The 25672-nt window shown below is 70.5% G+C and carries 25 protein-coding genes; 14 read left to right on the top strand and 11 right to left on the bottom strand.

Features of this window, described 5'->3' with window-relative positions; all coding sequences use genetic code 11:
• The first annotated feature begins 280 nt into the window (after positions 1-280).
• Positions 281-3346 (top strand): glycoside hydrolase family 3 N-terminal domain-containing protein, encoded by a 3066-nt coding sequence (locus tag E1294_RS07110; protein WP_246082861.1) that lies wholly within the window; start codon positions 281-283, stop codon positions 3344-3346.
• Between the two features lie 121 nt (positions 3347-3467).
• Here the strand turns inward: E1294_RS07110 and E1294_RS07105 are convergent, their stop codons facing one another.
• Positions 3468-3839: a VOC family protein gene (locus E1294_RS07105; RefSeq protein ID WP_132505992.1), complete on the bottom strand. Its 372-nt coding sequence runs from the start codon at positions 3837-3839 to the stop codon at positions 3468-3470.
• 54 nt (positions 3840-3893) lie between these two features.
• Here E1294_RS07105 and E1294_RS07100 point away from each other — a divergent pair, with 54 nt between their 5' ends.
• Complete coding sequence (locus E1294_RS07100) at positions 3894-4457, top strand: thioredoxin family protein (RefSeq protein WP_132505990.1); 564 nt, start codon at positions 3894-3896, stop codon at positions 4455-4457.
• 23 nt (positions 4458-4480) lie between these two features.
• Here the strand turns inward: E1294_RS07100 and E1294_RS07095 are convergent, their stop codons facing one another.
• Positions 4481-4795 carry a hypothetical protein gene (locus E1294_RS07095; RefSeq protein ID WP_132505988.1) on the bottom strand — a complete coding sequence of 105 codons (315 nt, stop codon included), beginning with the start codon at positions 4793-4795 and terminating at the stop codon, positions 4481-4483.
• Positions 4796-4936: 141 nt separating this feature from the next.
• On the opposite strand from E1294_RS07095, the gene E1294_RS07090 reads away from it, so the two are divergent.
• Complete coding sequence (locus E1294_RS07090) at positions 4937-5449, top strand: beta-class carbonic anhydrase (RefSeq protein WP_132505986.1); 513 nt, start codon at positions 4937-4939, stop codon at positions 5447-5449.
• Positions 5450-6162: 713 nt separating this feature from the next.
• Here the strand turns inward: E1294_RS07090 and E1294_RS07085 are convergent.
• Positions 6163-8253, bottom strand: coding sequence for a DNA gyrase/topoisomerase IV subunit B (locus E1294_RS07085; protein WP_132505984.1), 2091 nt, complete (start codon positions 8251-8253; stop codon positions 6163-6165).
• 224 nt (positions 8254-8477) lie between these two features.
• On the opposite strand from E1294_RS07085, the gene E1294_RS07080 reads away from it, so the two are divergent.
• Positions 8478-8708 (top strand): DUF7455 domain-containing protein, encoded by a 231-nt coding sequence (locus E1294_RS07080; RefSeq protein WP_132342023.1) that lies wholly within the window; start codon positions 8478-8480, stop codon positions 8706-8708.
• A gap of 97 nt (positions 8709-8805) precedes the next feature.
• Here E1294_RS07080 and E1294_RS07075 read toward each other — a convergent pair whose 3' ends face one another.
• The gene (locus E1294_RS07075) at positions 8806-9522 is read right to left on the bottom strand and encodes a GNAT family N-acetyltransferase (RefSeq protein ID WP_132505982.1); all 717 of its coding nucleotides are present in this window, start codon (positions 9520-9522) and stop codon (positions 8806-8808) included.
• A gap of 403 nt (positions 9523-9925) precedes the next feature.
• Between E1294_RS07075 and E1294_RS07070 the strand changes: the two genes are divergently transcribed.
• A complete protein-coding gene (locus E1294_RS07070) occupies positions 9926-10663 on the top strand; it encodes a YaaA family protein (protein WP_165977137.1) in 738 nt (245 codons plus the stop codon).
• Between the two features lie 244 nt (positions 10664-10907).
• On the opposite strand, the gene E1294_RS07065 is transcribed toward E1294_RS07070, so the two are convergent.
• From E1294_RS07065 to E1294_RS07055, 3 genes are all read right to left on the bottom strand, one after another.
• Positions 10908-12560: an RNA polymerase sigma factor gene (locus tag E1294_RS07065; RefSeq protein ID WP_132505980.1), complete on the bottom strand. Its 1653-nt coding sequence runs from the start codon at positions 12558-12560 to the stop codon at positions 10908-10910.
• Positions 12561-12802: 242 nt separating this feature from the next.
• A complete protein-coding gene (locus E1294_RS07060) occupies positions 12803-14896 on the bottom strand; it encodes a SpoIIE family protein phosphatase (protein ID WP_132505978.1) in 2094 nt (697 codons plus the stop codon).
• A gap of 244 nt (positions 14897-15140) precedes the next feature.
• Positions 15141-15710 (bottom strand): HhH-GPD-type base excision DNA repair protein, encoded by a 570-nt coding sequence (locus E1294_RS07055; RefSeq protein ID WP_132505976.1) that lies wholly within the window; start codon positions 15708-15710, stop codon positions 15141-15143.
• A gap of 154 nt (positions 15711-15864) precedes the next feature.
• Here E1294_RS07055 and E1294_RS07050 point away from each other — a divergent pair, with 154 nt between their 5' ends.
• From E1294_RS07050 to E1294_RS07020, 7 genes are all read left to right on the top strand, one after another.
• A complete protein-coding gene (locus E1294_RS07050) occupies positions 15865-16089 on the top strand; it encodes a hypothetical protein (protein WP_132505974.1) in 225 nt (74 codons plus the stop codon).
• Positions 16090-16287: 198 nt separating this feature from the next.
• The gene (locus E1294_RS07045; RefSeq protein WP_246082867.1) at positions 16288-17778 is read left to right on the top strand and encodes a hypothetical protein; all 1491 of its coding nucleotides are present in this window, start codon (positions 16288-16290) and stop codon (positions 17776-17778) included.
• A 21-nt stretch (positions 17779-17799) separates the two neighbouring features.
• On the top strand, positions 17800-18231 hold the full coding sequence (locus tag E1294_RS57060; RefSeq protein WP_132505972.1) for an acyl-CoA thioesterase domain-containing protein: 432 nt from the start codon (positions 17800-17802) through the stop codon (positions 18229-18231).
• Complete coding sequence (locus E1294_RS55565; protein ID WP_342775021.1) at positions 18168-18554, top strand: thioesterase family protein; 387 nt, start codon at positions 18168-18170, stop codon at positions 18552-18554. The genes E1294_RS57060 and E1294_RS55565 overlap by 64 nt, the downstream gene beginning before the upstream one ends.
• 17 nt (positions 18555-18571) lie before the next feature.
• Positions 18572-19327, top strand: coding sequence for a LamB/YcsF family protein (locus tag E1294_RS07030; protein WP_132505968.1), 756 nt, complete (start codon positions 18572-18574; stop codon positions 19325-19327).
• On the top strand, positions 19324-19953 hold the full coding sequence (locus tag E1294_RS07025; protein ID WP_132505966.1) for a 5-oxoprolinase subunit B family protein: 630 nt from the start codon (positions 19324-19326) through the stop codon (positions 19951-19953). The genes E1294_RS07030 and E1294_RS07025 overlap by 4 nt, the downstream gene beginning before the upstream one ends.
• A gap of 95 nt (positions 19954-20048) precedes the next feature.
• Positions 20049-20993: a 5-oxoprolinase subunit C family protein gene (locus tag E1294_RS07020; protein ID WP_132505964.1), complete on the top strand. Its 945-nt coding sequence runs from the start codon at positions 20049-20051 to the stop codon at positions 20991-20993.
• On the opposite strand, the gene E1294_RS07015 is transcribed toward E1294_RS07020, so the two are convergent.
• Positions 20971-21801, bottom strand: a complete 831-nt coding sequence (locus E1294_RS07015; RefSeq protein ID WP_132505962.1) for a PhzF family phenazine biosynthesis protein — start codon at positions 21799-21801, stop codon at positions 20971-20973. The genes E1294_RS07020 and E1294_RS07015 overlap by 23 nt on opposite strands.
• 60 nt (positions 21802-21861) lie before the next feature.
• Between E1294_RS07015 and sthA the strand changes: the two genes are divergently transcribed.
• Positions 21862-23277 carry a Si-specific NAD(P)(+) transhydrogenase gene (gene sthA, locus E1294_RS07010; RefSeq protein ID WP_132505960.1) on the top strand — a complete coding sequence of 472 codons (1416 nt, stop codon included), beginning with the start codon at positions 21862-21864 and terminating at the stop codon, positions 23275-23277.
• A 7-nt stretch (positions 23278-23284) separates the two neighbouring features.
• On the opposite strand, the gene E1294_RS07005 is transcribed toward sthA, so the two are convergent.
• The 3 genes from E1294_RS07005 to E1294_RS06995 all read right to left on the bottom strand — a co-directional run bounded on the left by E1294_RS07005 (position 23285) and on the right by E1294_RS06995 (position 24960).
• Positions 23285-23878, bottom strand: a complete 594-nt coding sequence (locus tag E1294_RS07005) for an OmpA family protein (protein ID WP_132505958.1) — start codon at positions 23876-23878, stop codon at positions 23285-23287.
• Positions 23862-24425, bottom strand: a complete 564-nt coding sequence (locus tag E1294_RS07000) for a hypothetical protein (protein WP_132505956.1) — start codon at positions 24423-24425, stop codon at positions 23862-23864. Before E1294_RS07000 ends, E1294_RS07005 begins: the two co-directional genes overlap by 17 nt.
• 109 nt (positions 24426-24534) lie before the next feature.
• Positions 24535-24960 carry a CBM35 domain-containing protein gene (locus E1294_RS06995; protein ID WP_281284385.1) on the bottom strand — a complete coding sequence of 142 codons (426 nt, stop codon included), beginning with the start codon at positions 24958-24960 and terminating at the stop codon, positions 24535-24537.
• Between the two features lie 64 nt (positions 24961-25024).
• On the opposite strand from E1294_RS06995, the gene E1294_RS06990 reads away from it, so the two are divergent.
• Complete coding sequence (locus E1294_RS06990; protein ID WP_132505952.1) at positions 25025-25594, top strand: substrate-binding domain-containing protein; 570 nt, start codon at positions 25025-25027, stop codon at positions 25592-25594.
• The last annotated feature ends 78 nt before the right edge of the window (positions 25595-25672 follow it).

Genomic DNA, 25672 nt, shown 5'->3' with positions numbered 1-25672 from the left:
GGTGCCGGCGACCCGCGCGTTGACGGGACGACCGTGCGGGACGACGACACCGCTCGCCTCGACGGAACGGTCCTTGAGGTCCCGACGGCCACGCACGCGTAGGCGGAGCGGCCGTCGGGGCGGTCGCCGGCGTTCGGCGTGTTGCCGGGCCGGTCGCGCACGGCGCCTGCCCCCCGGTGGGCCCGCGTCCTCACAGGGCTGAGCGGGCTGATGTTATGAAATACGCCTTACCTCCGATGGTCTGGGAGAGCGCTCTCTCATCCCCTCGACTGGAGGTACCGTGTTCCCATCCAGATCCCCGTTATGGGCGGCGGCCCTGTCCCTGGCCGGCTCGCTGATCGTCGCCCCACCCGCCGCGGCCGCCGCCGAACCGCTCACCGTCACCGACTTCGAGTCGGACGGCGTGCCCGCCGGCGTGTACGCCTGGGGCAACGACGCGGCCTCGACCCCGGCGCTCACCGTCGAGCCCGACACCACCCGTCCGGAGGCGCCCGCCACGAACCGGGTGCTCACCTCGGTCTACAACGTGCGCCAGTGGGGCGGCTGGTCCCACGACCTGCCCGCCACCCAGGACTGGTCCGCGTACGAAGGGTTCTCCTTCTGGGTGAACGGCACCGGCTCCGGCCAGAAGATTTTCTTCGAGCTCAAGGACGGCGGCGGCGGTCCGGGCAACTCCGAGCTGTTCGAGTCGTCGTTCACCGATGACACGGCAGGCTGGCGGCAGGTGAAGGTGCCGTTCGAGAGCTTCACCCGCCGCGCCGACTACCAGCCCGGCGGCGCCCCGACCGACGGCGAGCTGGACCTGGTCGCCATGTGGGGCTACGGGATGCGCCTGCCCACCGCTCAGGGCAGCCTGCGGTGGGACGAGGTGCAGGTGTACGGGACCGCTCCCCCACGCCCGGTGCGGTTGTCCACGGACAAGCCCGTCTACCCGGTGGACGAGAAGGACGACGAGAAGAACAAGGTACGGGTCAGCGTCACGATCACCACGGCCACCGGAGAGCCGCTCCCCGCCGACCTGGCCGTGGACTACAGCACCGGCACGGGCACCGCGACCTCCGGCGACGACTACACGGCGGCCCAGGGCACGCTGGCGTTCCCCGCGGGCACCGCCTCCGGCTCGTCGCGGACGTTCACCGTCGAGATCAGGAAGGACCGGCGGAGGGAGGTCGCGGAGACCATCCCGATCGAGTTGTCGGGCACGGGCACGCGGCCTCCGGCGGAGCCGCCGGTCATCGTCATCAACGCGCACGACCTGCCGTACCTGGACGCCCGCAAACCCGTCAAGGACCGCGTCTCCGACCTACTCGGCAGGATGACGCTGGAGGAGAAGGCCGGCCAGATGACGCAGGCCGAGCGCGGCGCGCTGGCCAAGCAGAGCGACATCGCCACCTATCGGCTCGGCTCGCTCCTGTCGGGCGGCGGGTCGGCGCCCGCCAGGAACACGCCGGAAGGGTGGGCCGACATGATCGACGCCTTCCAGCTCCAGGCCCGGCGGACACGCCTGCAGGTGCCGCTGATCTACGGCGTCGACGCAGTGCACGGGCACAACAACGTGGTCGGTGCGACGATCTTCCCCCACAACGTCGGCCTGGGCGCCGCCCGCGACCCCGAACTCGCCGGGAAGGCGAGCAAGATCACCGCCAGGGAGGTCAAGGCCACCGGCATTCCGTGGAACTTCGCCCCGTGCCTGTGCGTCTCGCGCGACGACCGGTGGGGCCGGGCGTACGAGTCGTTCGGCGAGGACCCCGCGCTGGTGACGCGGATGGCCACCGTCATCGACGGGCTGCAGGACAACGGGGTGCTGGCCACCGCCAAGCACTACGCCGGCGACGGCGGCACCACGTACGGCTCGTCCTCCACCGGCGACTACACCATCGACCAGGGCGTCACGCGGACGAGTCGCGGGGAACTGGCGGCGATCCACCTGGCGCCGTTCCAGGAGGCGGTCAAGCGCGGCGTCGCCACCGTCATGCCGTCGTTCTCCAGCGTGGACTTCGGCGACGGGCCGCTGAAGATGCACGCCCACGACGAGCTGATCAACGGCACGCTCAAGGGCAGGCTCGGGTTCGAGGGATTCGTGATCAGTGACTGGCAGGCCATCGACCAGATCCCGGGCGACTATCCGAGCGACGTGCGCACGTCGGTCAACGCAGGGCTCGACATGATCATGGTCCCGTACGCCTACCCGGAGTTCATCGGAGCGCTCAAGGCCGAGGTCGAGGCCGGTCGGGTGCCGATCGCGCGGGTGGACGACGCGGTCGCCAGGATCCTGACGCAGAAGTTCCGGCTGGGGCTGTTCGAACGCCCGTACGCCGACCGCTCCCGCCTCGGCGACGTGGGCTCGGCGGCGCACCGCGCGGTCGCCCGCACGGCCGCGGCCAGGTCGCAGGTGCTGCTGAAGAACGAGGGCGGCCTGCTGCCGCTGCGGCGCGGCGCCAAGGTGTACGTGGCCGGCTCGAACGCCGACGACATCGGCAACCAGTCGGGCGGCTGGACGATCAGCTGGCAGGGTGCGTCCGGTCCGATCACCACCGGCACCACGATCCTGCAGGCCGTCCGGTCGCGCGCCGGGTCCGTGACGTACTCGCGGGACGCCTCAGCCGACCTGTCGGGGCACGACGCGGGTGTCGTGGTGGTGGGCGAGACCCCGTACGCCGAGGGCCAGGGCGACGTGGGACGCGCGGGCCGCACACTCGACCTGTCCCCCGCCGATCGGGCCGCCGTCGACCGGGTGTGCGGGGCGATGAAGTGCGCCGTCCTGGTGGTCTCCGGGCGTCCGATGCTGCTCGGCGACCTGTCGGGCGTCGAGGCCGTGGTCGCCTCGTGGCTGCCGGGGACCGAGGGCGACGGCGTGGCCGACCCCCTGTTCGGTGCGGTGCCGTACACGGGGCGGCTGCCGTTCACCTGGTTCCGCTCCGTGGAGCAGCTGCCGATCAACGTGGGCGACGCCGCCTACGATCCGCTGTTCCCGTACGGGTGGGGGTTGCGCACCGACCGCGCCCGCGACCGGCTCAAGGCCGTACGACACGAACTCGCCAAGGGCGACAGCCGCTCCAGGGCGGCGGCCCTGCTGCTGACGCCAGCCCTGTCGGACCGCCGCTGGCGCGCCGACGGCTCCGTCCGCGACACGCGCGTGGTCCTGGGAGCGCTCGAAGCGGCCGCGGCGCTGCTCGAACGTTCGCGGAACGTCTCGTACGCCGAGGCCGACACGCTCGTCTCGGTCGCCAGGGACCTCGCGCAACGCACCGGCAGGCGGCCCGACCTGCAGGCCGCGGCCGACCACGAGCTGGCGGCGGGCGCGTACAGGAAGGCGGTGGACCTGCTGGCCCGGTCGATCCGCTGACACGGTGAAGGGGACTGGCCCCGGTGTGGGCGGGGTCAGTCCCCATCCCGGTCCCGGCGGCCCGGCCCGGGGAGCAGTCCCCATGACCCGGGCCGGGGGTCGCTGGACCGGGAGCCCCCGTTCAGGTCGTGCAGAGGCAGAACGGATGCCCGGCCGGGTCGAGGAACACCCGGAACTTGTCGTCCTCGCTCGGCTGGTGCTCGTGCTTGCGCGCCCCGATCTTGATGGCCCGCGCCTCGGCCTCGTCCATGTCGTCCACGGTGAGATCGAGGTGGATCTGCTGGGGGTGGTGCGGGTCGGGCCAGGCCGGCGGCCGGTGGTCGGGAGCGAGCTGGAAGGCCAGCCGCCTGGGCGACCCGCCGTCGGAGACCACCACCCAGTCCTCCTCGACGGACGTGACCGGCCACCCGAGGAGGTTCGAGTAGAACCCCGCAAGTCCTTCGGGGTCGGGGCAATCCAACACGATGCTCCGGAACTGCGCGATGCCGCTCATCAATTCACCTTCCCGGCCTGTTTTGCCTGGCCGATCGGAGACAAGAATGTTGCCATGGCTGCCAACTCGTTCATGGTTCCGCTCGGCACTCCCGCGCCGGCCTTCGACCTGACCGCCATCGACGGCGGAAACGTCTCACTGGAGGACCTCAAAGGCTCTCCCGCCACACTTGTGATCTTCCTGTCCAACCACTGCCCCTACGTACGGCATATCGAGGACGGCATCGGAGCCCTGGCCGCCGACTACGGCGCGAGACTGTCGATCGTCGCCATCTCCAGCAACGACAGCGTGAACTACCCGGATGACGACCCGACACACCTGGCGGAGCAGGCCGAGCGGGCCGGATTCACGTTCCCGTACCTGCTGGACGAGACACAGGAGGTGGCCAAGGCCTACCGGGCGGCGTGCACGCCCGACTTCTTCCTGTACGACGCGCAGATGCAGCTCGCCTACCGGGGAGAGTTCGACGGCTCACGGCCGGGGAACGCGGAGCAGGTGACCGGCGCGTCCCTGCGGGCGGCCATCGACGCCGTGCTGGCGGGCGACCCGGTGGCGGAGGAGCAGCGCCCGTCACTCGGGTGCGGCATCAAGTGGAAGCCGGGCAACGCTCCCGCCTGAACGCTCGCTCTCTTACGTGTCCCTCAGCCGGAGGCCGCGATAGCGGACGGGATCGCGAGCAGCAGTTCGTGCGGCTCGCCACCCTCCCAGTGCCGGATCAGCCGGGTGCCGGCCTCCCCCGGGTCGAAGCCCTCACAGCCCAGCGGCCCGTAGCAACCCGCCTCATCCAACATGATGATCAGCGGGTCGTCGTCGGGGAGGCCGGCCGCGTAGGCGGCGGTGTCGAGGAGCGCCAGCGCACTCCTGGCGTTACGGCCGCCGTCGTTGGACTCCACGCGGTCGAGGCGACGCCAGGCGTGAACACGGAGAAACGCGGCAAGGGTTTCGGATCTACTCACGAGCAACCTTCTTCGATCCCGTACATACGGCTACGACATCATCACGCAGAGCAAAGGACCATCGCGGGAGGTTTGCCAAGTCGGGCCATTCGTGACCCCCCGGAAAGCATGAAGTTCGGAGAGTGAGGGATATTTGTGGTCATGAGAGCGTTCGACGACCTGTACGCCGCCAACGCGAAGTTCGCCAAGGAGTTCGAAAACTCCACCCTCACCGGCCGGGCAGCCCGCGGACTGGCCGTGGTGACCTGTATGGACTCCCGCATCGACCCGCTCGGACTGCTGGGTCTCCAACCGGGCGACGCCAAGATCCTCCGCAACGCCGGCGCCCGGGTGACGGACGACGTGCTGCGCACCCTGGTGCTGGCCGTCTACCTGCTGGGCGTCGATCGGGTGCTGGTGATGCCGCACACGGACTGCGGCATGTCCAAGGTGACGGACTCCGACGTGCACGCGCTCACCAGCGAGCAGGGAGTCGACACCCGCAGCCTGGAGTTTCACACCGTGCCCGACCAGGACGTGGCACTGCGCCACGACCTCATGCGGATCCGCAGCACCCCGTTCCTGCCGAAGGACCTGCCGGTGACCGGAGCCATCTACGACGTCCACACCGGCCTGCTGACCCCGGCCCCGCGACAGGCGTCCGACGCGGCCTGACGTTCGTCCCCTTCCGTGAGGGAAGCGTCGGATACGGCATGCCCAGCTCCCAGGACGGCGTGCTGAGCGCACACGCCGATCGCGAACGCGCGCTCCGGCCACGGCCACCTCCTCGGCCGGGCCAACCGCCCGGAGGACCGGCCCATTGGAGGTGCCCTCGCACCTTTCCTTCGGCGCGCCCGAAGTCGGCTCGCGGGCTCCTTCAGCGCCCAGAGTCGGCTGACGGGCTCCTTCGGCACGCCCCGGAGTCAGCTGACGGGCTCCTTCAAGTGCGCCCCAGAGCCAGCTGGCTAATGGCGGGCCACAAGAGCCTGGAGCCGGGCCGGCCTCATCGCCACCACTCGGCCCTCTGTAGCCTCAAGCGCCCCTGTGGCCACGCCACCGCACGGCCGCACTTCGCGGTACCGAGCGGGCTCGTTTCGTCCCGCAGGGACCGCTCCAGCGCCGTACAAGACCCTCACATCGCCCGCGACGGTCAGAAGAGCGCCAAGCACGAGAACGCAGGGCGCCACAGAGCAACGCGCGCCACAAAGCGGCTACCGCCGAACCAGGGCACCGCCGGAAGCAAAGGCTCCGCCGACACCATCCGCCGACACCATCGGAACAGACCAGCGCCACAGCAACCCCGCGGACACCGGAAACTCAAGAGCGCTGGAACGTCATGCGTCAACGTCGCTTGGATGGCGCTCCACGCGGGCCGGGCAGCAAAGGCGTTATGCGTCGATGTGGTCGCGATCCACCTCGGCAGCACTGTTGACGATGAACTCGCGGCGCGGCGCCACGTCGCTGCCCATCAGCAGGCTGAAGATGCCCTCGGCGCCCTCGGCGTCCTCGATGCGGACCCGCCGCAGGATGCGATGGCGCGGATCCATCGTCGTCTCGGCCAGTTGGTCGGCGTCCATCTCGCCCAGGCCCTTGTAACGCTGCACCGGATCCTTCCAGCGCTTGCCGCGCCGCTCCAGGTCGCGCAGCACCTTCTGCAATTCTCCGTCGGAGTAGCAGTAGATGTATTTCTCCTTGCCCCGGCCGGGATTGGTCAGCTCGATGCGGTGCAGCGGCGGCACCGCGGCGAACACGCGCCCCGCCTCCACCATCGGCCGCATGTAGCGGTGGAAGAGGGTCAGCAGCAGGCAGCGGATGTGGGCGCCGTCGACGTCGGCGTCGGCCATGAGGATGACCTTGCCGTAGCGGGCCGCCTCGATGTCGAACGAGCGCCCCGAACCGGCCCCGACCACCTGGATGATGGCGGCGCACTCGGCGTTTTTGAGCATGTCGCTCACCGAGGCCTTCTGCACGTTGAGGATCTTGCCCCTGATCGGCAGCAGCGCCTGGAACTCCGAGTCGCGGGCCAGTTTGGCCGTGCCCAGCGCCGAGTCACCCTCGACGATGAACAACTCGCTGCGGTCGACGTCGTCGCTGCGGCAGTCGACCAGCTTAGCCGGGAGCGCGGAGCTTTCCAGCGCGCTCTTGCGCCGCTGGTTGTCGCGGTGCTCTCGGGCCGCGATGCGAGCCTTGGCCGCCGCGACGATCTTCTCCAGGACGGCCCTGAGCGGCTGCTTGTAGCCGCGCGGCGGATTGGCGAACAGCTCTTTGAGCTCGCGGGAGACCACGTGGGAGACGATGCGGGTGGCCGCGGAGGTGCCGAGCACCTCCTTGGTCTGGCCCTCGAACTGGGGCTCAGGCACGCGGACGGTGACCACGCCGGTCAGGCCCTCGGAGATGTCGTCCTTGGTCACCGGGTCGTCGCCGTTTTTCAGCAGGCGCGTCTCGCGCAGCAGCTCGTTGACCGTGCGCACCAGGCCGCGCTCGAAACCGGTCAGGTGGGTGCCGCCCTTGGGCGTGGCGATGACGTTGACGAACGAGCGCACGGTCGACTCGTAGCCCTTGCCCCACCGGACCGCCACGTCGACGAGGAGCTCGCGCTCCACCTGCGTGGGGGTCATGTGGCCCTGGTCGTCGAGGACCGGCACGGTCTCGTGGAAATGGCCGGAGCCCTGCAGGCGCAGCACGTCGCAGACGGCCTCGTCGCGGGAGAGGAACTCGGTGAACTCGGAGATGCCGCCGTCGAAGCGGAACTCCTCCTCGATGCGCTCCTCGTGCCTGCTGTCATAGACCGCCAGGGTCAGCCCCGGCACCAGGAACGCGGTCTGGCGCAGCCGCACGTGGATCTCGTCGAGCGAGACCTCGGCGTCGGGCAGGAAGATCTGCTTGTCGGCCCAGAAGCGCACGCGCGTGCCGGTGACGTTTTTCAGCAGCTTGTCTCCGACGCGCAGCCCGGACTTCTTCTTGAACTTGGCCGTCGGCCCCTCACCGTCGAAGATGCCGGTGACGCCGCGGCGGAAGCTGATCTCGTGCACGCGGCCGTCGAGGTCGACCTCCACGTCGAGCCGGGAGGACAGGGCGTTGACCACGGAGGCGCCGACGCCGTGCAGCCCGCCGGACGCGGCGTAGGCGCCGCCGCCGAACTTGCCGCCCGCGTGCAGTTTCGTATAGACCAGCTCCACGCCGGCCAGGCCGCTCTTGGGCTCGATGTCCACCGGGATGCCGCGGCCGTTGTCGCGCACCTCGATGGAGCCGTCGGCGTGCAGCTCGACCTCGATGCGGTCGCAGTGGCCCGCGAGCGCCTCGTCGACGCCGTTGTCCACGATCTCCCAGAGGCAGTGCATGAGCCCGCGGCTGTCGGTGGACCCGATATACATGCCGGGTCGCTTGCGGACGGCCTCGAGGCCCTCAAGCACCGACAGGTGACGAGCCGTGTAACCCGCCTCCACTAGCGTCACTCCAGCTCCCCTGGGTCTAGGCATCGAACACGTGTGCGTAGCTTACCGTTCTTCCCGCACGCGCGCGTACAAGCTTGCCATGGAGCCGCGTTTGCTGTTACCAACCGGCTGATCATCATTACTTTCGGACACATTCCGCTCTGGGCGTAGAGAGGGGGCGGTTGGGAACGTCCACGTCCGGTTAGATGTTGTTCCAAGTGACTGACGCCAGATCCTCGCTTCGGCGGGGGTGACCCGAAAGGCGATACGTGACTGGAGCTCTCGCCCCCGTTAAGCCGCTGACGGCCCTCGACCGCTGCGACCGCTGCGGTGCCCAGGCCTACATTCGCGCGACCCTGCCCGTGGGTGGGGAGCTGCTGTTCTGCGCCCATCATGGGCGTCAGCACATCGCAGCGCTGCGTGAAAAGGGCGCCGACATTCTGGACGAGTCGGCTCGCCTCAGCGAAACCCCAACTGTTGCCCCCAACGACGAACGCTGACCGGCGCTCGTCGTGATGAGATAACCACATAGCGCGTAACAGCGCGGCGACCCCGGGCGTGCCCGGGGTCGCCGCGCTGCGTTCACCCTGGCGCGGCTCACCCGTTCTTCGCCGGTGCACCCGCCACCCGGTAGTGATACCTTCCCGCGATCTCGAACCCCTCGCCGCGATAGAGGGCCTGCGCGCCCTCGTTCCTGGCGGTGGTGACCAGGTAGGCGGAGCGCGTGCCCGCGTGCCCCACCATGGCCCGCAGCACCGCGCGCGCCAGCCCTCGCCGGCGGGCGCCGGGCAACGTGGCCATGCAGTAGATGCCCAGCGTCCCGTCCTGCGGCACGCCCCGCCCAACGGACAACGCCACACCATCCTCCTCGTACGCCGCATACCAGGCCTGCACTCCGGTGCAGATGCGCTCGGCGTCCTCGACGCCCACGCCGTAGCGCCCGTCCACGGCCCACCACGTCTCCAGCCAGCCCCGCCACGGCCGATCCTGGATCCTGACCTTGTACGCGGGCGCGTTCCCCGGTGTACCGGCCATGACCACGGTCGGGTCGACCAGCTCGTATCCTCGCCGCTCAAGCTCCTCGTCCAGGCCGGGCGCGGTCTTGGGTCCCAGCGAAAACACGCAGCGCTGCCCGCGCGTGTCGTAAAACGCCTCCGCGGCCTCGATGGCGCCGCCGAGATCGACAGGGGCGCGCAGCGGGAGCACGGAGTTGGCCCGCTTGGTCACACCACCGGCGTAACGCAGCACCCAACCGTCATGTACGCGCTGCTCGTAGGCAGGCCAGGCCTCATGCACCAGCACGTCGAAATCCACTGGCGCAGCCTAATCACCTCGCCCGGCCGACCAGCTACCCGGCACCCCGAGACCATGGCCCCTGCGGAACTCCCAGCCACCTCACGGCGTGGACACCCACGACAGACGCCCTCCGCAACGAACGGCCATCCAGAGCCGACGAGCATGCGCCAAAGGGACACGCACCAGGACGAACAGGGGACGGGAACAGATCGGGAGCCCACGGTGCATGGAATGTCAGGGCAGCGTCGCGGGGCGGATGGTGGTCATCGATTCGGCGAAGCGCACGGCCCAGGAAGCGCCGTTGCGGCGCTCAGCCGCCTCCATTTGGTGAGCGTCTCCCTGGACAGAGCCCAGCCCCGGTCGGCGGCTGGCGCCCGCCTGGCCTGCCGTAAAGAACAGAGAACCCCCATAGGCTGTGGTTGTGATGATTCTGTTGCCACCGTCGGAGGGGAAAGCGGCGGAAGGCAGCGGTCCGCCCGTCGGCGAGCTGTCGTTCCCCGCCCTGGACAGGTCTCGCAAGCGGGTGATGACCGCGCTCGTGCGGGCGTCCAAGCGCCGTGACGCCATCGACGTGCTCGGTCTGACGCCCGGTCTGGCGGGCGAACTGGCCAGGAACGTCGCGCTGAAGACGGCTGCCACGCTGCCCGCCGCCGACCTCTACACCGGGGTGCTTTACGACAATCTCGGGCTGCGCACCTTGGACGGCGAGGCCCGGAGCCGGGCTGAGGAGTCGCTGCTGATCTTTTCCGGCCTCTGGGGTGTGGTGCGAATCACAGACCGGATTCCGCCCTACCGCCTGTCGATGGGCGTCAACCTGCCTCCGCTCGGAGGGCTGGGCGCGTTCTGGCGGCCGCAGGTCTCGAAGGTGTTGGACCATATCCCGGGGCTGGTGGTGGATCTCCGTTCGGCCACCTACGCGAGCACCTGGCAACCCGGGGAACGTTCGGTGACGGTCAGGGTGTTCAGGGACGGCAAGGTGGTCAGCCACATGGCCAAGGCGACGCGAGGCGAGATCGCCCGAGCCCTCCTGCAGCAGGGCACCACGCCCACGAGCCCCGATGAGCTGGTCAAGGTGCTCGACGCGCAGGGTTACCGCATCGAAGCGACGGCGCCCACGCGCGCCGGCCGCTCATGGACGCTCGACGTGCACGTCTCCTAGCCAACACCCGGACGCTTGACGCGCACCCCCAGAGCCCCCGGACGCTCGACGCGCACCGCCCAGAGCCCCCAGACCGGACGCTCGACGCGCACGTCCCCCGTAGCCACCGGATGCTCGACGCGCCCGTCTCGTGGACCGACCACCCACGACGCTCGACGCGCATGTCTCACAGATCCGCCGTCGGATACGACGACGCCGCCCCGCTCGGACGGGTCCGGGCGAGGCGGCGGCGTGATGCGGTCGATCAGTCCAGGTAGTCGCGCAGGACCTGGGAGCGTGACGGGTGGCGCAGCTTGGACATGGTCTTCGACTCGATCTGGCGGATGCGCTCACGGGTGACCCCGTAAACCTTGCCGATCTCGTCGAGCGTCTTCGGCTGGCCGTCGGTGAGCCCGAAGCGCATCGAGACGACGCCCGCCTCCCGCTCCGACAACGTGTCGAGAACGGAGTGCAGCTGCTCCTGGAGCAGCGTGAAGCTGACGGCGTCGGCAGGGACGATGGCCTCGGAGTCTTCGATGAGGTCACCGAACTCGCTGTCGCCCTCCTCACCCAGCGGGGTGTGGAGGGAGATGGGCTCGCGGCCGTATTTCTGGACCTCGACGACCTTCTCAGGCGTCATGTCGAGCTCGCGAGCCAGCTCTTCCGGCGTGGGCTCGCGGCCGAGGTCCTGCAGCATCTGCCGCTGGACGCGGGCCAGCTTGTTGATCACTTCGACCATATGGACCGGGATGCGGATGGTCCGCGCCTGGTCGGCCATGGCACGCGTGATCGCCTGCCGGATCCACCACGTGGCGTAGGTGGAGAACTTGTAGCCCTTGGTGTAGTCGAACTTCTCGACGGCCCTGATCAGGCCCAGGTTGCCTTCCTGGATCAGGTCGAGGAACAGCATGCCGCGGCCGGTGTAGCGCTTGGCCAGCGAGACCACGAGCCGGAGGTTGGCCTCCAGCAGGTGGTTTTTCGCGCGGCGGCCGTCTTCGGCGATCCACTCCAGCTCGGCTTTGACATCGACGGGGAGCCCTTCGGTCTCGCCGCCGCCGAGCTGCTCCTCGGCGAACAGGCCCGCCTCGATGCGCTTGGCCAGCTCGACCTCCTGCTCGGCGTTGAGCAGGGGGACCTTGCCGATCTGCTTGAGGTAGTCCTTCACCGGGTCGGCGGTGGCCCCGGCGGCGGCGACCTGCGCCACCGGGGCGTCATCGTCGTCGTCGGAGAGGATGAGGACCTCTTCCTCGGTCTTCTCCACGGTGACCTCGACGGCCTTGGGCTCCTCGGCTTCGTCGTCGGTGTCGGAGTCACCCTCCGCCTCGGAGTCGCCCTCGGCGACGATCTCCTCGTCGTCGACTTCGATGTCTTCGAGGTCTTCCAGCTCTACGTCGCCGTCGAGCTCGATGTCCTCGTCGTCCCCCTCGGCCCGCGGGGTCTCGGGTGCCTTCGGCTTGGTCTCGGCAGGCCCAGCGTCCTTCGGCTCGGCCTTCTTGGCGGCGGCGGCGGCCGCGGCCTTCTTCGCCGCCGGAGCGGCCTTCTTGGCAGGGGCCGCCTTCTTGGCGGCCGGCTCGGCTTCAGCGGTGCCCACGACCGCGGTCACGGTCTCGGGCTGCTGCTCTTTGGCGGCCGCCGCCGTCTTGGTCTTGACGGGGGCGGCGGTGCGGCGCTTTGCTGGACCACGAGACTTCTTCGGCGCAGCCGAATCCGCGGCGGTCACCACCACGGTCACGCCCTCTTTGCTGAGGTTCCGCAAGAACGCGGCGGCGTGCGACATGGGGATGTCCGCCTCCTCGAAGGCCTGACGGACATCCTCAGACTCGAGGAAACCCTGCGAGCGCCCACGCTCGAGCAGTCGCTGAATGACGGGCTCGTTCAGCTCTTGTGGCTTCGAGCGAGTCGAACTTGCAGGCGACACGAACACCTCTCGAACGAACGCGTGGCGACAATGGACCCAGATGCCCGCTGGGGGGCTGTTGCCTCTCTCGGAGATCGGTGAGGCCGTGCGGACCGCGACGGACCTGCACAGCATTGTGGCACGACCCCGCACTCCATACGGCCACCTCCCGGCGGTTGACCTCCACCCTAGGCCGACCGAGACAGTAGTGCGTACGTAAGCGGGGCACCGATACCCGAAAGCAACCGTTATGACTGTTTCATTCAGTCACTCTTCGTGGCTGGCGGCACGTGAATTGCTAGCGCTGTAACGTCATCATCTTGTTCATATCCAGACAACATCCGGTCAACCAGGAAGTCCAGCAACATGTGAGGACTACTCACGACCTCAGGCGGCGCTTCGGTCACAACACTGCAAATCTCTGCGAGACCGGCATCCAGCCCGCGCTTCCTGTTCTCCACGAGCCCGTCGGAGTAGAGCACGGCGGTATGGCCGGGCGGCACCACGAACCGGAACTGCCTGCGGCTGGTCGGCCAGCCTAGCGGAGTGCCGGGCTCTGCGTCGCACAGGATCGCCGTGCCCTGGGGCGAAACCAGCACGGGCGGCGGATGCCCGGCCATGGCCAGCGTGCCCTCACCGGTGACGGGCTCGACGACCATGTAGGCCAGGGTCGTGACCTGTTCTTCCTCTTCCGTGGCCTCGAAGACCCGGTCGAGCCCGGTGAGCACGGCCGCGGGCGGCGGGTTGGTCAGCGCCAGGGCCCGCATGGCGTTGCGGATGCGGCCCATGCCGGCGGCGGCCTTGACGCCCTTGCCCATGACGTCGCCCACGACCGCCGCGACACGCCCGTCCTGCAGGACGAACGCGTCGTACCAGTCGCCGCCGACCTGGACGTGGCGGCTGCCCGAGCGGAAGCGCTGAGCCAGCACGAGGCCCTTGACCACCGGCAGGCGGTCGGGCAGCAGGCTGCGCTGCAGCGTCTCTGCGGTGCGGTGCTCACGCTCGAACAGCGTGGCCCGCTCGACCGCCAGGGCGCACTGGCCGGCCAGCGCCTCCAGGAAGACGCCGTCCTCCTGGGAGATTTTCTGGGGCCGGGTGAAGGAGAATCGGAGCGCTCCCAAAGCGCGCCCGGCGGCCAGCAGCGGCAGCCCCACCCACGCGCGCTCGTCGCTGCGGGCGAGGTAGTTGCCCAGGACGTCCTCGTCGCCGCCCGCCTCCAGCAGCTGGGCCTTCAGCGACTCGGGAGACTCGGCGAAGACCGGCCTGCGGCTGTTGACCGCCATGGTCATCACGCTGGAGCTGGACAGCGGGATCTCCTCGCCGGAGGAACCGGACGCCTCGGGGATGCCCTCGCCGTTGATCAGCTTGAGTGCGGCCCTGTCGGTGTCGAGCAGCGCCACCGCCGAGCGGTCGGCGGCCAGGGCGGTGCGGCCCACGTCGATGATGACCTGGACCACCTGCTCGACCGTCAGCGCCTCCGCGAGCATGGCGGTGGCGCCCTGCAGCCGGGCGGTGCGCAGGGCGGCGGCGCCGAGCTGGTCGGTCAGCCTGCCGCGCATCTCCTCCGCCTCGCGCTGCGGGGTCACGTCGGTGTTGGCGCCGACCCACTCGACGACCCGGCCATGGCGGATGATCGGCACGGCCCGCACCTCGAAGTGGCGGTAACCGCTGGCACGGGTGCGCACGCGGTAGTTCCACTCGAACATGGTGCGCCCGCGCAGCGCCTCCCTCCACGCCTCCTCGGTCTGCTGGCTCTCCTCCGGATGCACGACGTCCAGCCAGCCGTTGGCGAGGTATTCCTCCAGGCCCTGGCCGGTGATGGCGCGCCACTGCGGGGCGTCCTCGACGACCGCGCCCGTGGGCGAGGTGATCCACACCAGCTGCGACTGCGCCTCGACCAGCGAGCGGTAGCGCTCCTCGCTGCGGCGCAGCGCCTCCTCGGTCTGGCGGCTCTCGGTCACGTCGAGCCCGATCAGCGCGATCGCCCACAGCTCGCCGGCGTCGTCGTGGACCGGCGAGAACGACAGCGACCAGTGCCGGGTGTCGCCCTCCGCCGACCGCACGCGCACGCGGCCCTCGGTGACCGGCGCGTCGCTCTCGATGACGGCCTGCACGGCATGCGTGATGATCTGGCTCAGGTCGGCGGCCAGCACCTCGACGGGCTGCCGGCCCGCCATGCGCTCCGCGGGCACGCCGACGACGTCGCTGAAGACGTCGTTGACCCGCTGGACGCGGCCGTCGGCGTCGAAGAACGCGAAGGCGAACTCCGCCTCCGACAACATGCCCTTGAAGAGGGCGGAGTCTGAGATGTCCACATCCGACTCCCGGGGACGGGGAACGGAGGTCTCGGCGCTCATGGTCCGCACCTCCGTCGCGTGCCAGGGTCTCCCACGCGGCACATCTCCATAATCGTGTATCGGCGTAGCGCAGCTCCGGGCGACCGGATCCTGCAGTACATCATCGGCGATGGGCACGCGCGGACGGAAGCCCCCGCCGGTGCCCGGTCGCCTCTAGGGTCTACGCATCCTGTCAAAGTCGCTCCACTTTGCGCAGCAAGATCAGGTTACCGCGCCCGATTGCCGGGGCGCTTGCCCGCCACGGCTATCGGGCCTTGGCCGCGCGCTTGGCCTCTTGCTTGGCGGCGCGCACCCGGCCCAGACTGTCGGCGTCGACCACGTCGGCGACCGATCTGTGTGCACCCTCCTCGCCATAGAGTCCGGCTGCCTCTCGCCAGCCTGACGGCTGGACCCCCAGCTGCTTGCCCAGCAATGCCAAGAAGATCTGGGCCTTCTGCTTGCCGTATCCAGGAAGGGCGTTCAGTCGTTTGAACACGTCCTTGCCGTCGGCGGCCTCGGCCCAGATCCGCTCGGGCCTGCCGTCGTAGTGTTCCACCAGGTAGGCCGCGAGCTGCTGGATCCGGCCCGCCATCGCCTTGGGATAGCGGTGCACGGCCGGCGGCTGGGCCAGCAGCGCGGCGAACTCCTCCGGATCGTAGGAGGCGAGCTCCTCGGCGGAAAGGTCGTGGCCCAGCCGCTGGGAGATGGTGTGAGGCCCCGTGAACGCCCACTCCATGGGGATCTGCTGGTCGAGCAGCATGCCGACGAGCAGGGCGAGCGGGCTGCGGCCGAGGAGCTCGTCTGCCTCGCTCCGCTGGGCGAGCTGGATGCGCATGGAGACAGCTTCGCATGAAAGGGCACCGGGTGAAGTGAACACAGGCGTCGTGGAGGCTTGACACCCGTCCGAGAAAGGGTGGAATGAGAGCGCAAGTCGCCCTGCAGACGTTCCTAGGGGTTTGCCCTTAGGCCTCCAGAGGAATCTCACTCCTATGCTCGCTCTGGCCACACGGTTCCTGCGCGAACCGGTCAGTCTCAGGCTGGCCGAAGAGTTCCTGACCGTACCCGTGGACACGATCGACCGCTGCGTGGCCGACGTGTGCGCGTGTGCGCAGCATCTGGGCGTCACCGCGACACCGGAGGTCGTGGAACGCATCGCCCGCGAGCACCTGCTCGCGATCGTGAACTCCGCGCCTCCGCCGCGGAGCTCCCGTTGACGTGACGCCGCAAGCGTCCTGCGGCGTGTTCCCACAGGACCCTGGACGCGGGTCACCGGCATGACCCTCCGATAACATCGAGGTCACCGGGCCGTGTTCTCCGCACCGTTCGTGCCTGGAATACGAGAGAGTGAGGGCGTGCGCCGACACCGACGAGATCCCCGGGAGAGCACTCCGCCCGACGACGTGTTCAAGGAGATGGTGCAGGCGGCTCGAGAACTGCTCGCCGTACGCACCCCCCTCGACGCGGAGCTGATGGTCTCCGACATGATCGGGGCCTGGTGGGGCCGGCGGGTCCGGGGCGGCGACGTGGAGCAGGTGCTCGGTGAGGGGCTGGTCGACTACGCGGCCAAGGCCGGCACCCCGGCCTCGCTGACCCTGCTGATGTGCCTGGCCTACCTGGGCACGGCCCGCCAGGGCGCCAAGGCCGAGGGCGCGGCGCTCGCGATGATGGAGTCGGGGGTGGCCAGGCCGGGCTGGGCCGACCGGGTGGGCGCGGTGAAGCCGGCCGGCTGCTACGTCTCCCGCGACGCCTACGGCGACCAGGACACGGTGATCTGCACGTTCTCCTACCGGTGGAACGACGGCGAGCCTCCCGCCGACCGCCACGCGCTCGTCATGGTCGTCGACTACAACATGAGCGGCATGACCCGCGACGCCTGGGTCTCCTCCCAGGTCGACAAGCTGCTCGAGCAGGCCAGGGCCGAGGCGGCGGGCAACCCGATGCTGCTGTTCGAGGAGATCCAGCCGGAGCAGGCCAGGGCGCTGCTGGAGTCGGCGATGAAGGCCACGAAGGAGCCCAAGACCCCGCCGCCGGTGAGCGACAGCTACAGCGCCTACCACGCGTTCGCCAGGGCCAGGCTGAAGGCGCTGCCGCCCGGGCGCAAGCGGCCGGCGCCGCTGCACATCGAGGCCCCCTACAGCAGGGAGCGGCGGGCCATGCTGGCGGCGGAGTTCCTGGCCTCCGACGCGGCCGAGCACCTGTCCGACCCCTCGGCCGCCTCCCGCTGCGCCGACCACATCATCGACTACGGCTGCGAGCGGGACTTCAACCGGCCGCTGCGGGTCAGCCCCACCAAGTGTGAGACGTTCCTGCTCGACTGGCTGCCGCGCAAGGTGATGCTGAGCGTGGCGGAGCAGGAGGCGATGCCGCACGTGCTGGCGGCGTGGGTGCGCTTCGCCGCCCACCGCACGGAGCTGCCCGAGCAGGGGCTGAAGGCCACGCTCGACGCGGTGTGGGAGGCCATCGGCAAGTTCCCCGAGGCCTACCGGGATCCGACCTCGTTCGGCCTCGACCGGCCCCTGCTGGAGCGGCTGCTGCCGGACGGCGACCTGTCGGCGCTGGCCAGGCGGGTCTTCGCCTTCCCCTTCCTGCAGGGCACGCACAACGGCGTCGACCTCGACCACCTCAATCCCGCCGACGAGGCCGACCGCCGCACGCTGCTCGAGATCGACCACGGCGGCGCGATCGACCAGGAGCACCTGGCCTGGCACGAGGAGATCGCCACCCGGTTGTGGGAGGGCGACCCGCCGCAGTTGTGGGAGGCCGCGCAGCGCCTGCTCGACCTCGGGCACGACCGCCACGACGTGCTCCACGTGCTGATCGAGATCGCCGAGCGGATCGGCGGCGACCCGGAAGAGCTCGCGGCGGCTCTCGACGACATCGCCGACATTCCCGACGAGATCTAGCTCGCCATAGAATTTCGTTCTATGGCGATGTACACCCGCGTCGGCGAAGGCCGCTACCGCGCGTCGGAGCACACCCAGGGCCCGTGGGACCCCGGCTCGCAGCACATGGGCCCCGTCACCGCCCTGCTCGTGCACGAGCTGGCGCGCACGGCGCCGCGGCCCGGCCTGCACCTGTCCAGGCTGGTGGTCGACGTGTTCGCGCCCGTGCCCGTGGCCGAGTTGCGGGTCGAGACCGACGTCGCCCGTGACGGCAAGCGCGTGCAGTGCCTGTCGGCGAGCGTCCACTCCGGCGGCCGCGAGTTCGCCAGGGCGAGCGCCTGGCGCATCCGCGAGGCCGGCAGCCGCCCGCGCCGGTCCCGCCCCGTTCCGAGGAACACGCGCGCTCGTGGCTGGGCTCGGGCTTCGGGTACGGCAGGGCGCTCGACTGGCGTTTCGTCACCGGCAGCCCCTTGACGCCGGGCCCTGCCACGGTCTGGGGGAGGCTCGGCATGCCGCTGGTCGAGGGCGAGGAGATCACCCCGCTGGAGCGCCTGGCGGTGTTCGCCGACAGCGGCAACGGCGTCAGCCTCGCCGTCGACTTCGCCACGCATCTCTTCGTGAACGTGGACCTGACGATCTCCTTGTTCCGGTCGCCCGGGACGGAGTGGATCTGCATGGAGGCGGCCACCGTGCTCGGCCCGGCCGGCCGCGGGCTGACCCGTTCGACCCTGTATGACGAGAATGGCGAGGTGGGGACGGCCACTCAGACCTTGTTCGTCGCACCGCGCAGGCCATGAAGCGCCATGATGGTGCCATGGTGATCGACCTCAACGCGGATCTCGGCGAGGGCTACGGCATCTGGCGGCTCGGCGACGACACGGCGCTGCTCGACATCGTCACGAGCGCCAACGTGGCCTGCGGTTTCCACGCGGGCGACCCGGTGACGATCCGGCGCACGTGCGCGGCGGCCGTCGACCGCGGCGTGGCGATCGGCGCGCAGGTGTCCTACCGCGACCTGGCGCATTTCGGGCGCAGGGAGATGGAGCTCGAGCCGGAGGAGCTCTGCGCCGAAGTGCTCTACCAGCTCGCGGCCGTCGACGGCATCGCCAGGGCGATGGGCGGCCGGGTGTCCTACGTCAAGCCCCACGGCGCCCTCTACAACCGGATCTGCCGCGACACGGTGCAGGCGGGAGCGGTGATCGACGCGGTGGCCGACTACGATCCCTCGCTGCCGGTGCTCACGCTGCCCGGCTCGGTCGTGCACGAGGTGGCGGCGGCCGCCGGCGTGCCGACGGTGAACGAGGCGTTCGCCGATCGCGCCTACACTCCCGCGGGGATGCTGGTCCCGCGCAGGGAGCCGGGCGCGGTCATCCACGACGTCGCGGCGGTGGCGGCCCGTGCCCGCCAGATGGCCGTGGAGGGCTCCGTGACGGCCTCCGACGGGAGTTCCGTCCCGCTGACCGCCCGTTCCATCTGCGTCCACGGCGACACGCCTGACGCGGTCCTGCTGGCGCAGGGGGTCCGCGACGCGCTGCTGGCGGCCGGGGTCGTCCTGCAGGCGTTCACGTGATCCGCAGGGCCGGGGAGCACGGGCTGCTCGTGGAGACGGGCTCGCTCGAGTTGTCGCACCGGCTGGACGCGGCGCTGCGGGCGGACCGGCCGGCCGGGGTGGCGGAGATCGTGCCGGGGCCCGCGACCGTGCTCGTGGTGGCGCCCGGGGCTGATCAGACGTGGTTGCGCGATCGGCTGGCGGCGGTCGCCGCCGAGGAGCGGGGCAAGGCCGGCGCCGGGGCGGCCGAGGGGCCCGTCGTGACGATTCCCGTGGTCTATGACGGCGCGGATCTCGAGTCGGTGGCGGCGCTGGCCGGCATCTCCGTGGACGACGTGGTCGCCCGGCATTCGGGGCGCGAGCTGGTCGTGGGGTGGCTGGGGTTCGCCCCGGGGTTCGCCTACCTCACCGGGCTCGATCCGGTGCTGGAGTCGCCCAGGCTGGACACGCCGCGCACGTCGGTGCCCGCCGGGTCCGTGGCGATCGCGGGCCCCTACTCCGCGGTCTATCCGACCGCCTCGCCCGGAGGGTGGCGGCTGCTCGGGCGCACGTCCGTGCGGGTGTGGGACGTCACGGCCGACCCTCCGTCGTTGTTCAGGCCGGGCATGCGCGTGCGGTTCGTACGCGAGGGAGCGCCGCCGTCATGAAAGGGGCGACGGCAACGCAGCGACCAGGGCTACTGAAGAAGAGGATGGCAGATGGCGACCGAGCCCGCCGGACGGAGTGAGGCCACGGGCACGTGATGATCGAGGTGCTGGCGCCCGGTCCGTACGCGACCGTGCAGGATCTCGGGCGGCCGGGTTACGCCCACCTCGGCGTGCCCCACTCGGGGGCGGCCGACGTGCCGAGCCTGCGGCTCGCCAACCGGCTCGTGGGCAACGCGGAGAGGCTGGCGGGGATCGAGCTGACGTTCGGCGGGGCCTGGTTGCGTTTCCACGACGGCGGGTGGGCGGCGCTGGCCGGCGCCCCGGTGGCGGTGACGATCGCTTCCGGCGGGGCCCTCGGTGGGACCCTCGATGGGAAAGGCAGGGGTCCGCACGAGGCCGTCAGGAGGGCGGGCGCGCGGGCCGGCATGGGTGTGCCGTTCTGGGTGCCCGCGGGGGCGGAGCTGCGTCTGGGGACGCCTGCCTGGGGGTTGCGCACCTATCTGGCCGTGCGCGGAGGGATCGCGGCCGAACCGGTGCTCGGCAGCCGATCGACCGACTCGCTGTCGGGGCTCGGCCCCGAGCCGCTGCGGGCGGGCGCGCTGCTGCCGGTCGGCCCGGCACGGGGTGACACCGCAGCCGGCACCGTGACCGGAATCGTCGCCGACCTCGCGCCCCTGCCCGGGCCCCGGCCCGCCGTGCTGCGTGTCATGCCGGGGCCGCGCGACGACTGGTTCACGCCGGACGCGCCGCAGGAGCTGTGCGGGGGGCCGTACGTGGTGAGCCAGGACAGCAACCGCGTCGGCGTGCGCCTGAGCGGCCCCGAGCTGGTGCGGGCCAAGGAGGGCGAGCTGCCGAGCGAGGGCGTGGTGGCCGGGGCCGTGCAGGTGCCTCCGAGCGGGCAGCCGATCGTCTTCCTCGCCGACCATCCGCCGACGGGGGGCTACCCGGTGATCGCCGTCGTGACGACCGCGGACCTGCCGGTAGCCGCCCAGCTGAGGCCGGGTGACGAGGTCAGGTTCACAGGACGACCCGCCCGCTGACGCAGGTGACGACCGAGCCGCCCACCCAGACCTCGCCCTGCTCGCCGGTGGAGACGTGCACCCGTCCCGCACGCCCGAGCGCGGTGCCCTGGCTCGCCACGTACGGCGCCGTGGCCCGGCCGGTCCGCAACAGCCACTGTGCCAGCGACGCGTTCAGGCTGCCCGTCACGGGATCCTCGACGGTGGTCCCCTGGGCCGGTGTGAAGGCCCGTACCTCGAAGGCGCACGGCGAGCCCTCCGGGTACGACCCCACCACGCCCACGTCGTGCGGGACCGGGCCGGGACGGAGCGCGAGCACCGCGTCGGCGTCGGCGAGCAGCACCGCCACCCAGCCGGGGCCGTTGTCGGCCCACTCGACGTCGACCATGTCGTCCCGGGAGATCCGCAGGGCCTCCGCGAGCCGCTCGACGAGCTCGTCCTCCACGGGTCCCGAGCGCAGCAGCGGCGGCGCCTGGAACGCGATCCCGGCGTCCGTCCGGCGCAACCGGATGAGCCCGGCCGCGCACTCCTGCGTGATCTCGCCGCCCTCGCGCGGCGCTCCCCCGGCCTCGAGCCAGGCGTGGCAGGTGCCCAGCGTCGGGTGCCCGGCGAAGGGCAGTTCGGCGCCCGGGGTGAAGATCCGCACCCGGTAGTCGGCCTCCGGCGTGGCCGGCGGCAGCAGGAACGTGGTCTCCGACAGGTTGGTCCACGCGGCGAACCGCTGCATCTCCTCGGTGCTCAGACCTTCGGCGTCGAGCACCACGGCCAGCGGGTTGCCGCGATAGGGGACGGCGGCGAAGACGTCTACCTGGCTGAATGCGCGTATCACACGACGGAGTCTGCCAGGAAGGGCTTTTCCCGTCGCCGTGCCACCCCCAGACTGGTCGATGTGGCGGATTTCGATGTGGTGGTGCTGGGTTCCGGACCGGGCGGGCAGAAGGCCGCGATCGCGGCGGCGAAACTAGGCAAGAACGTAGCGATAGTCGAGAAGCGGCACATGATCGGCGGCGTGTGCATCAACACCGGCACGATCCCGTCGAAGACCCTGCGCGAGGCCGTGCTCTATCTCACGGGCCTCAACCAGCGGGAGCTGTACGGCGCCAGCTACCGCGTCAAAGAGGAGATCACCGTAGCCGACCTCGGCATGCGCACGCAGCACGTGATCGGCAGGGAGATCCAGGTCATCCGCAGCCAGCTCGCCCGCAACAAGGTGGCGGTGCTGCAGGGCACTGGCCGGTTCCTGGACGCGCACACGATCGGCGTCGTCCACGAGGAGGGCAAGACGGAGGAGACGAAGGTCACCGCCGAGAAGATCGTGATCGCCACGGGCACGTCGCCGGCGCGGCCGGCGAGCGTCGAGTTCGACGACAGGACGGTCATCGACTCCGACGCCATCCTGCACCTCGACCGGGTGCCGGAGACGCTCGTCGTGGTGGGCGCCGGGGTGATCGGCATCGAGTACGCCTCCATGTTCGCCGCGCTCGGTACGAAGGTGACGGTGATCGAGCGGCGCGACCGCATGCTGGAGTTCTGCGACCTGGAGATCGTGGAGGCGCTGAAATACCATCTGCGCGACCTGGCGGTGACCTTCAGGTTCGGCGAGAACGTCGCCGCCGTCGAACGCCGCCCCGGCGGTGCGCTGACCCTGCTGGAAAGCGGCAAGAAGATCCCGGCCGACTGCGTCATGTACTCCGCGGGCCGCCAGGGCAAGACGGCCGAGCTGTGCCTGGAGGCCGCGGGCCTGACCGCCGACGACCGGGGCCGGATCTCCGTGGACGCCAACTACGCCACGGAGGTGCCGCACATCTACGCGGTCGGCGACGTGATCGGCTTCCCCGCGCTGGCGGCCACGTCCATGGAGCAGGGCCGGCTGGCCGCCCAGCACGCGTGCGGCGAGCCGGTCGGCGACATGGACGACCTGCCGCCCATCGGGATCTACACCATCCCCGAGATCAGCTTCGTCGGGAAGTCGGAGGACGAGCTGACCCGCGACAAGGTGCCGTTCGAGGTGGGCATCTCCCGCTACCGCGAGCTGGCCAGGGGCCAGATCATCGGCGACTCGTACGGCATGCTCAAGCTGCTCGTGTCGCCGGAGGACCGGCGGCTGCTCGGCGTGCACGTGTTCGGCACGGGGGCGACGGAGCTGGTGCACATCGGGCAGACGGTCATGGGCTGCGGCGGCACGGTCGACTACCTGGTCAACGCGGTGTTCAACTATCCGACGCTGGCCGAGTCGTACAAGGTGGCGGCGCTGGACGCGATGAACAAGATGCGGGTGGTGGCCCGGCTCACGGCGGGGATGTGAGCCGGGTTCAGCGGGTGAAGCCGATCTCCACCCTGCGGTTCTTGGCACGGCCCTTGGGGTTGTCGCCCCCGTCGGGCAGCGCGTTGGGCGCGACCGGGTCGGCCTCGCCGTGGCCGGCCACGGCGAAGTCGGTTCCCGGCACCAGCTTGCCGAGCGCCTCGCGCACCGCCTCCGCCCGCTTGCGCGACAGCTCCAGGTTGTACGCATCGGAGCCCTTGGCGTCGGTGTAGCCGTCGATCTTCACCGGCTTGCCCGCCGCCTCGGCCTTGAGCAGCTCCGCCGCCTGCGCCAGCCGGCTCTCGGCCTTGCCGGTGAGCGTGGCCTTGTCGAAGGCGAACAGCACGTCGGCGGCCACTGTGATCGTGCGCTGCCTGCCGCTGGTCTCGTTGGTCACCGACTCGTCGAGGGTGGAGATCCGCTCGCCGATGTCGAGGATCTTGCCGCCGGTGTCCAGGGTCTTGCCGCTGATGTCGAGCACCGGCGCGGTGGCCGGCTCCCCTCCCTCCACGGGCGCCTGGATGGGCGGCGAGGGCGAAGACGAGGGGGCGGGCGTGAGGGTCGCGAGCAGCGACAGGACCAGCGCGCTAGCTGATCGGTACATTCGCCAGGGTCCCCACGTTCGGGATGTGCACGTCGACCGAGCCCACGTCCGCGGGCGGCGCGGCGAACGTGGCCGAGAAGACCGCGCTCTGGTCCTGCTTGAGGAACAGGGCCTCGATGCGGCTGCACACGCACCCGCCCTCGCTGTCCAGCGCCACGAGGTGCTTCTTGGCGTTCCTGACGTCGACCAGGTAGACGCCGTCCACGGTCGGGTTCTGCTTGGGCACGGCCGAGAAGGAGTTGTGCACCTGCCACCCGAGCCCGCCGCCGTCCTTCGTCACCGTGGCGGTGAAGGTGAGGTTGACGAACCGCTCCCTGCGGATCAGCTGGACGATCTCCACCTTGAACGTGTGGCCGTCGAACGTCCCCTCCCGGCCGGCCAGGACCCGGTCAGGGGGGACGGTGACCGCCGTGGACGCCCGCTTGACCGGCTCGGACCGGGAGGGCGCATCCTCTTCCGTGGATTGCGGCGACGATGGCTGGCCGAGCTGGCATCCTGCGGCGAGCACGGCGGCGGTCACGAGGGTAAGGACTTTCGTCAGCCTCATGAGGCCTGGAGTGTAGCGATATATCAGGACAATGTTCGGGACTCGCGGAGCACGCGGCGAGGCTGGTCCGCGGGATCGTCAGCGTGCCGGGCACGAGGAGCAGCACGTCTCACGTGGTCTGGCGTCGGAGGGTCATCGCGTCGAGGTTGAGGTAGTTGCCGCCACCCAGCTCCATCCGGATCGTGTTGTGCCCGCGCGCCAGCCTGACCCCGTCGAGCACGGCGGTGCCCCACTGGTCCCAGCCGCCCTCTGTGGCGGGGAACCGCAGGTCGGTGGCCTGGGCGCCGTTCACCAGGATGCGGCGCCCCGCGTCGCCCGCGCCGGCGGCGTAGCGGAAGCGCAGCTGGTGGGGCCTGGCGCGGCCGACGTTCACATGGATGGTCAGCGCCTGGTCCGCGGCGTTCCAGCCGGCGAGATAGCCCCTGCCGGTGAAGCCTGGCCGGCTGCTCTCCCCTCCGATGACCTCGGACCGCGCGTTCTCGGCCTCGTAGACGCCGTTCTCCGGTGAGCTGCCCGACCTCGACCAGCTCGCGATCCCCTCCCCGGGAGCCGCGGCCGAGCGCGCGGCACAGGGCGAGCGGGCTTCTGGAGCGATCGCGATGATCTATCCCGACGCGTCGGAGGCGTACGGTCTCGAACTGCTCGCCGCCGTGGAGGAGCGCTGCGCCGAACACGGGATCGCGCTCGTGATCAAACGCACCCGCGGCGACCAGGCGGAGGAGGAGCGCGCGATCGCGTCCATGGTGGACGGCGGCCTCGTCGACGGCCTGATCGTCTTCCCCGTCCACGGCGAGTACTACAACGCCCGCCTGCTGCGGACCATCCTCGCCGGCTACCCGCTGGCGCTGGTCGACCGCTATCTGGCGGGCATCCAGGCCTGCGCCGTCCACACCGACAACGTGGCGGCCGGCCGCACCCTCACCGACCGCCTGCTCGACCTGGGGCACCGGCACATCGCGTTCGTCTCGCCCCCGCCGGAGAACACCTCAAGCATCGAGGAGCGGCTGGAGGGCTTCCGCACCGCCCTGGCGGGGCGCGGCCTGCCTCTCAGCCACCAGCACCTGCTGACGGGGCTGTCCAGCACGCTGCCCCTGTCGGCGCAGCTGAGCGCCGTCATGGCCACCGAGGCCTGCGCCGCCCTCGTCTCCTCCCCTGTCGCCCCCGCCTGACCGCCCGTCGCCCGCGCGGGCGGCGGCCGGTCCGCCCCGCAGGGCCGAGCCGGCCGGGGAGGGTGGTCAGTCGGGGGT

Origin of the sequence: Nonomuraea diastatica, from assembly GCF_004349015.1 — a bacterium.
Lineage (GTDB): Bacteria > Actinomycetota > Actinomycetes > Streptosporangiales > Streptosporangiaceae > Nonomuraea > Nonomuraea diastatica.
Note: the sequence above shows the minus strand (reverse complement) of the source record. Positions and strands in the feature narration are given on the sequence as shown.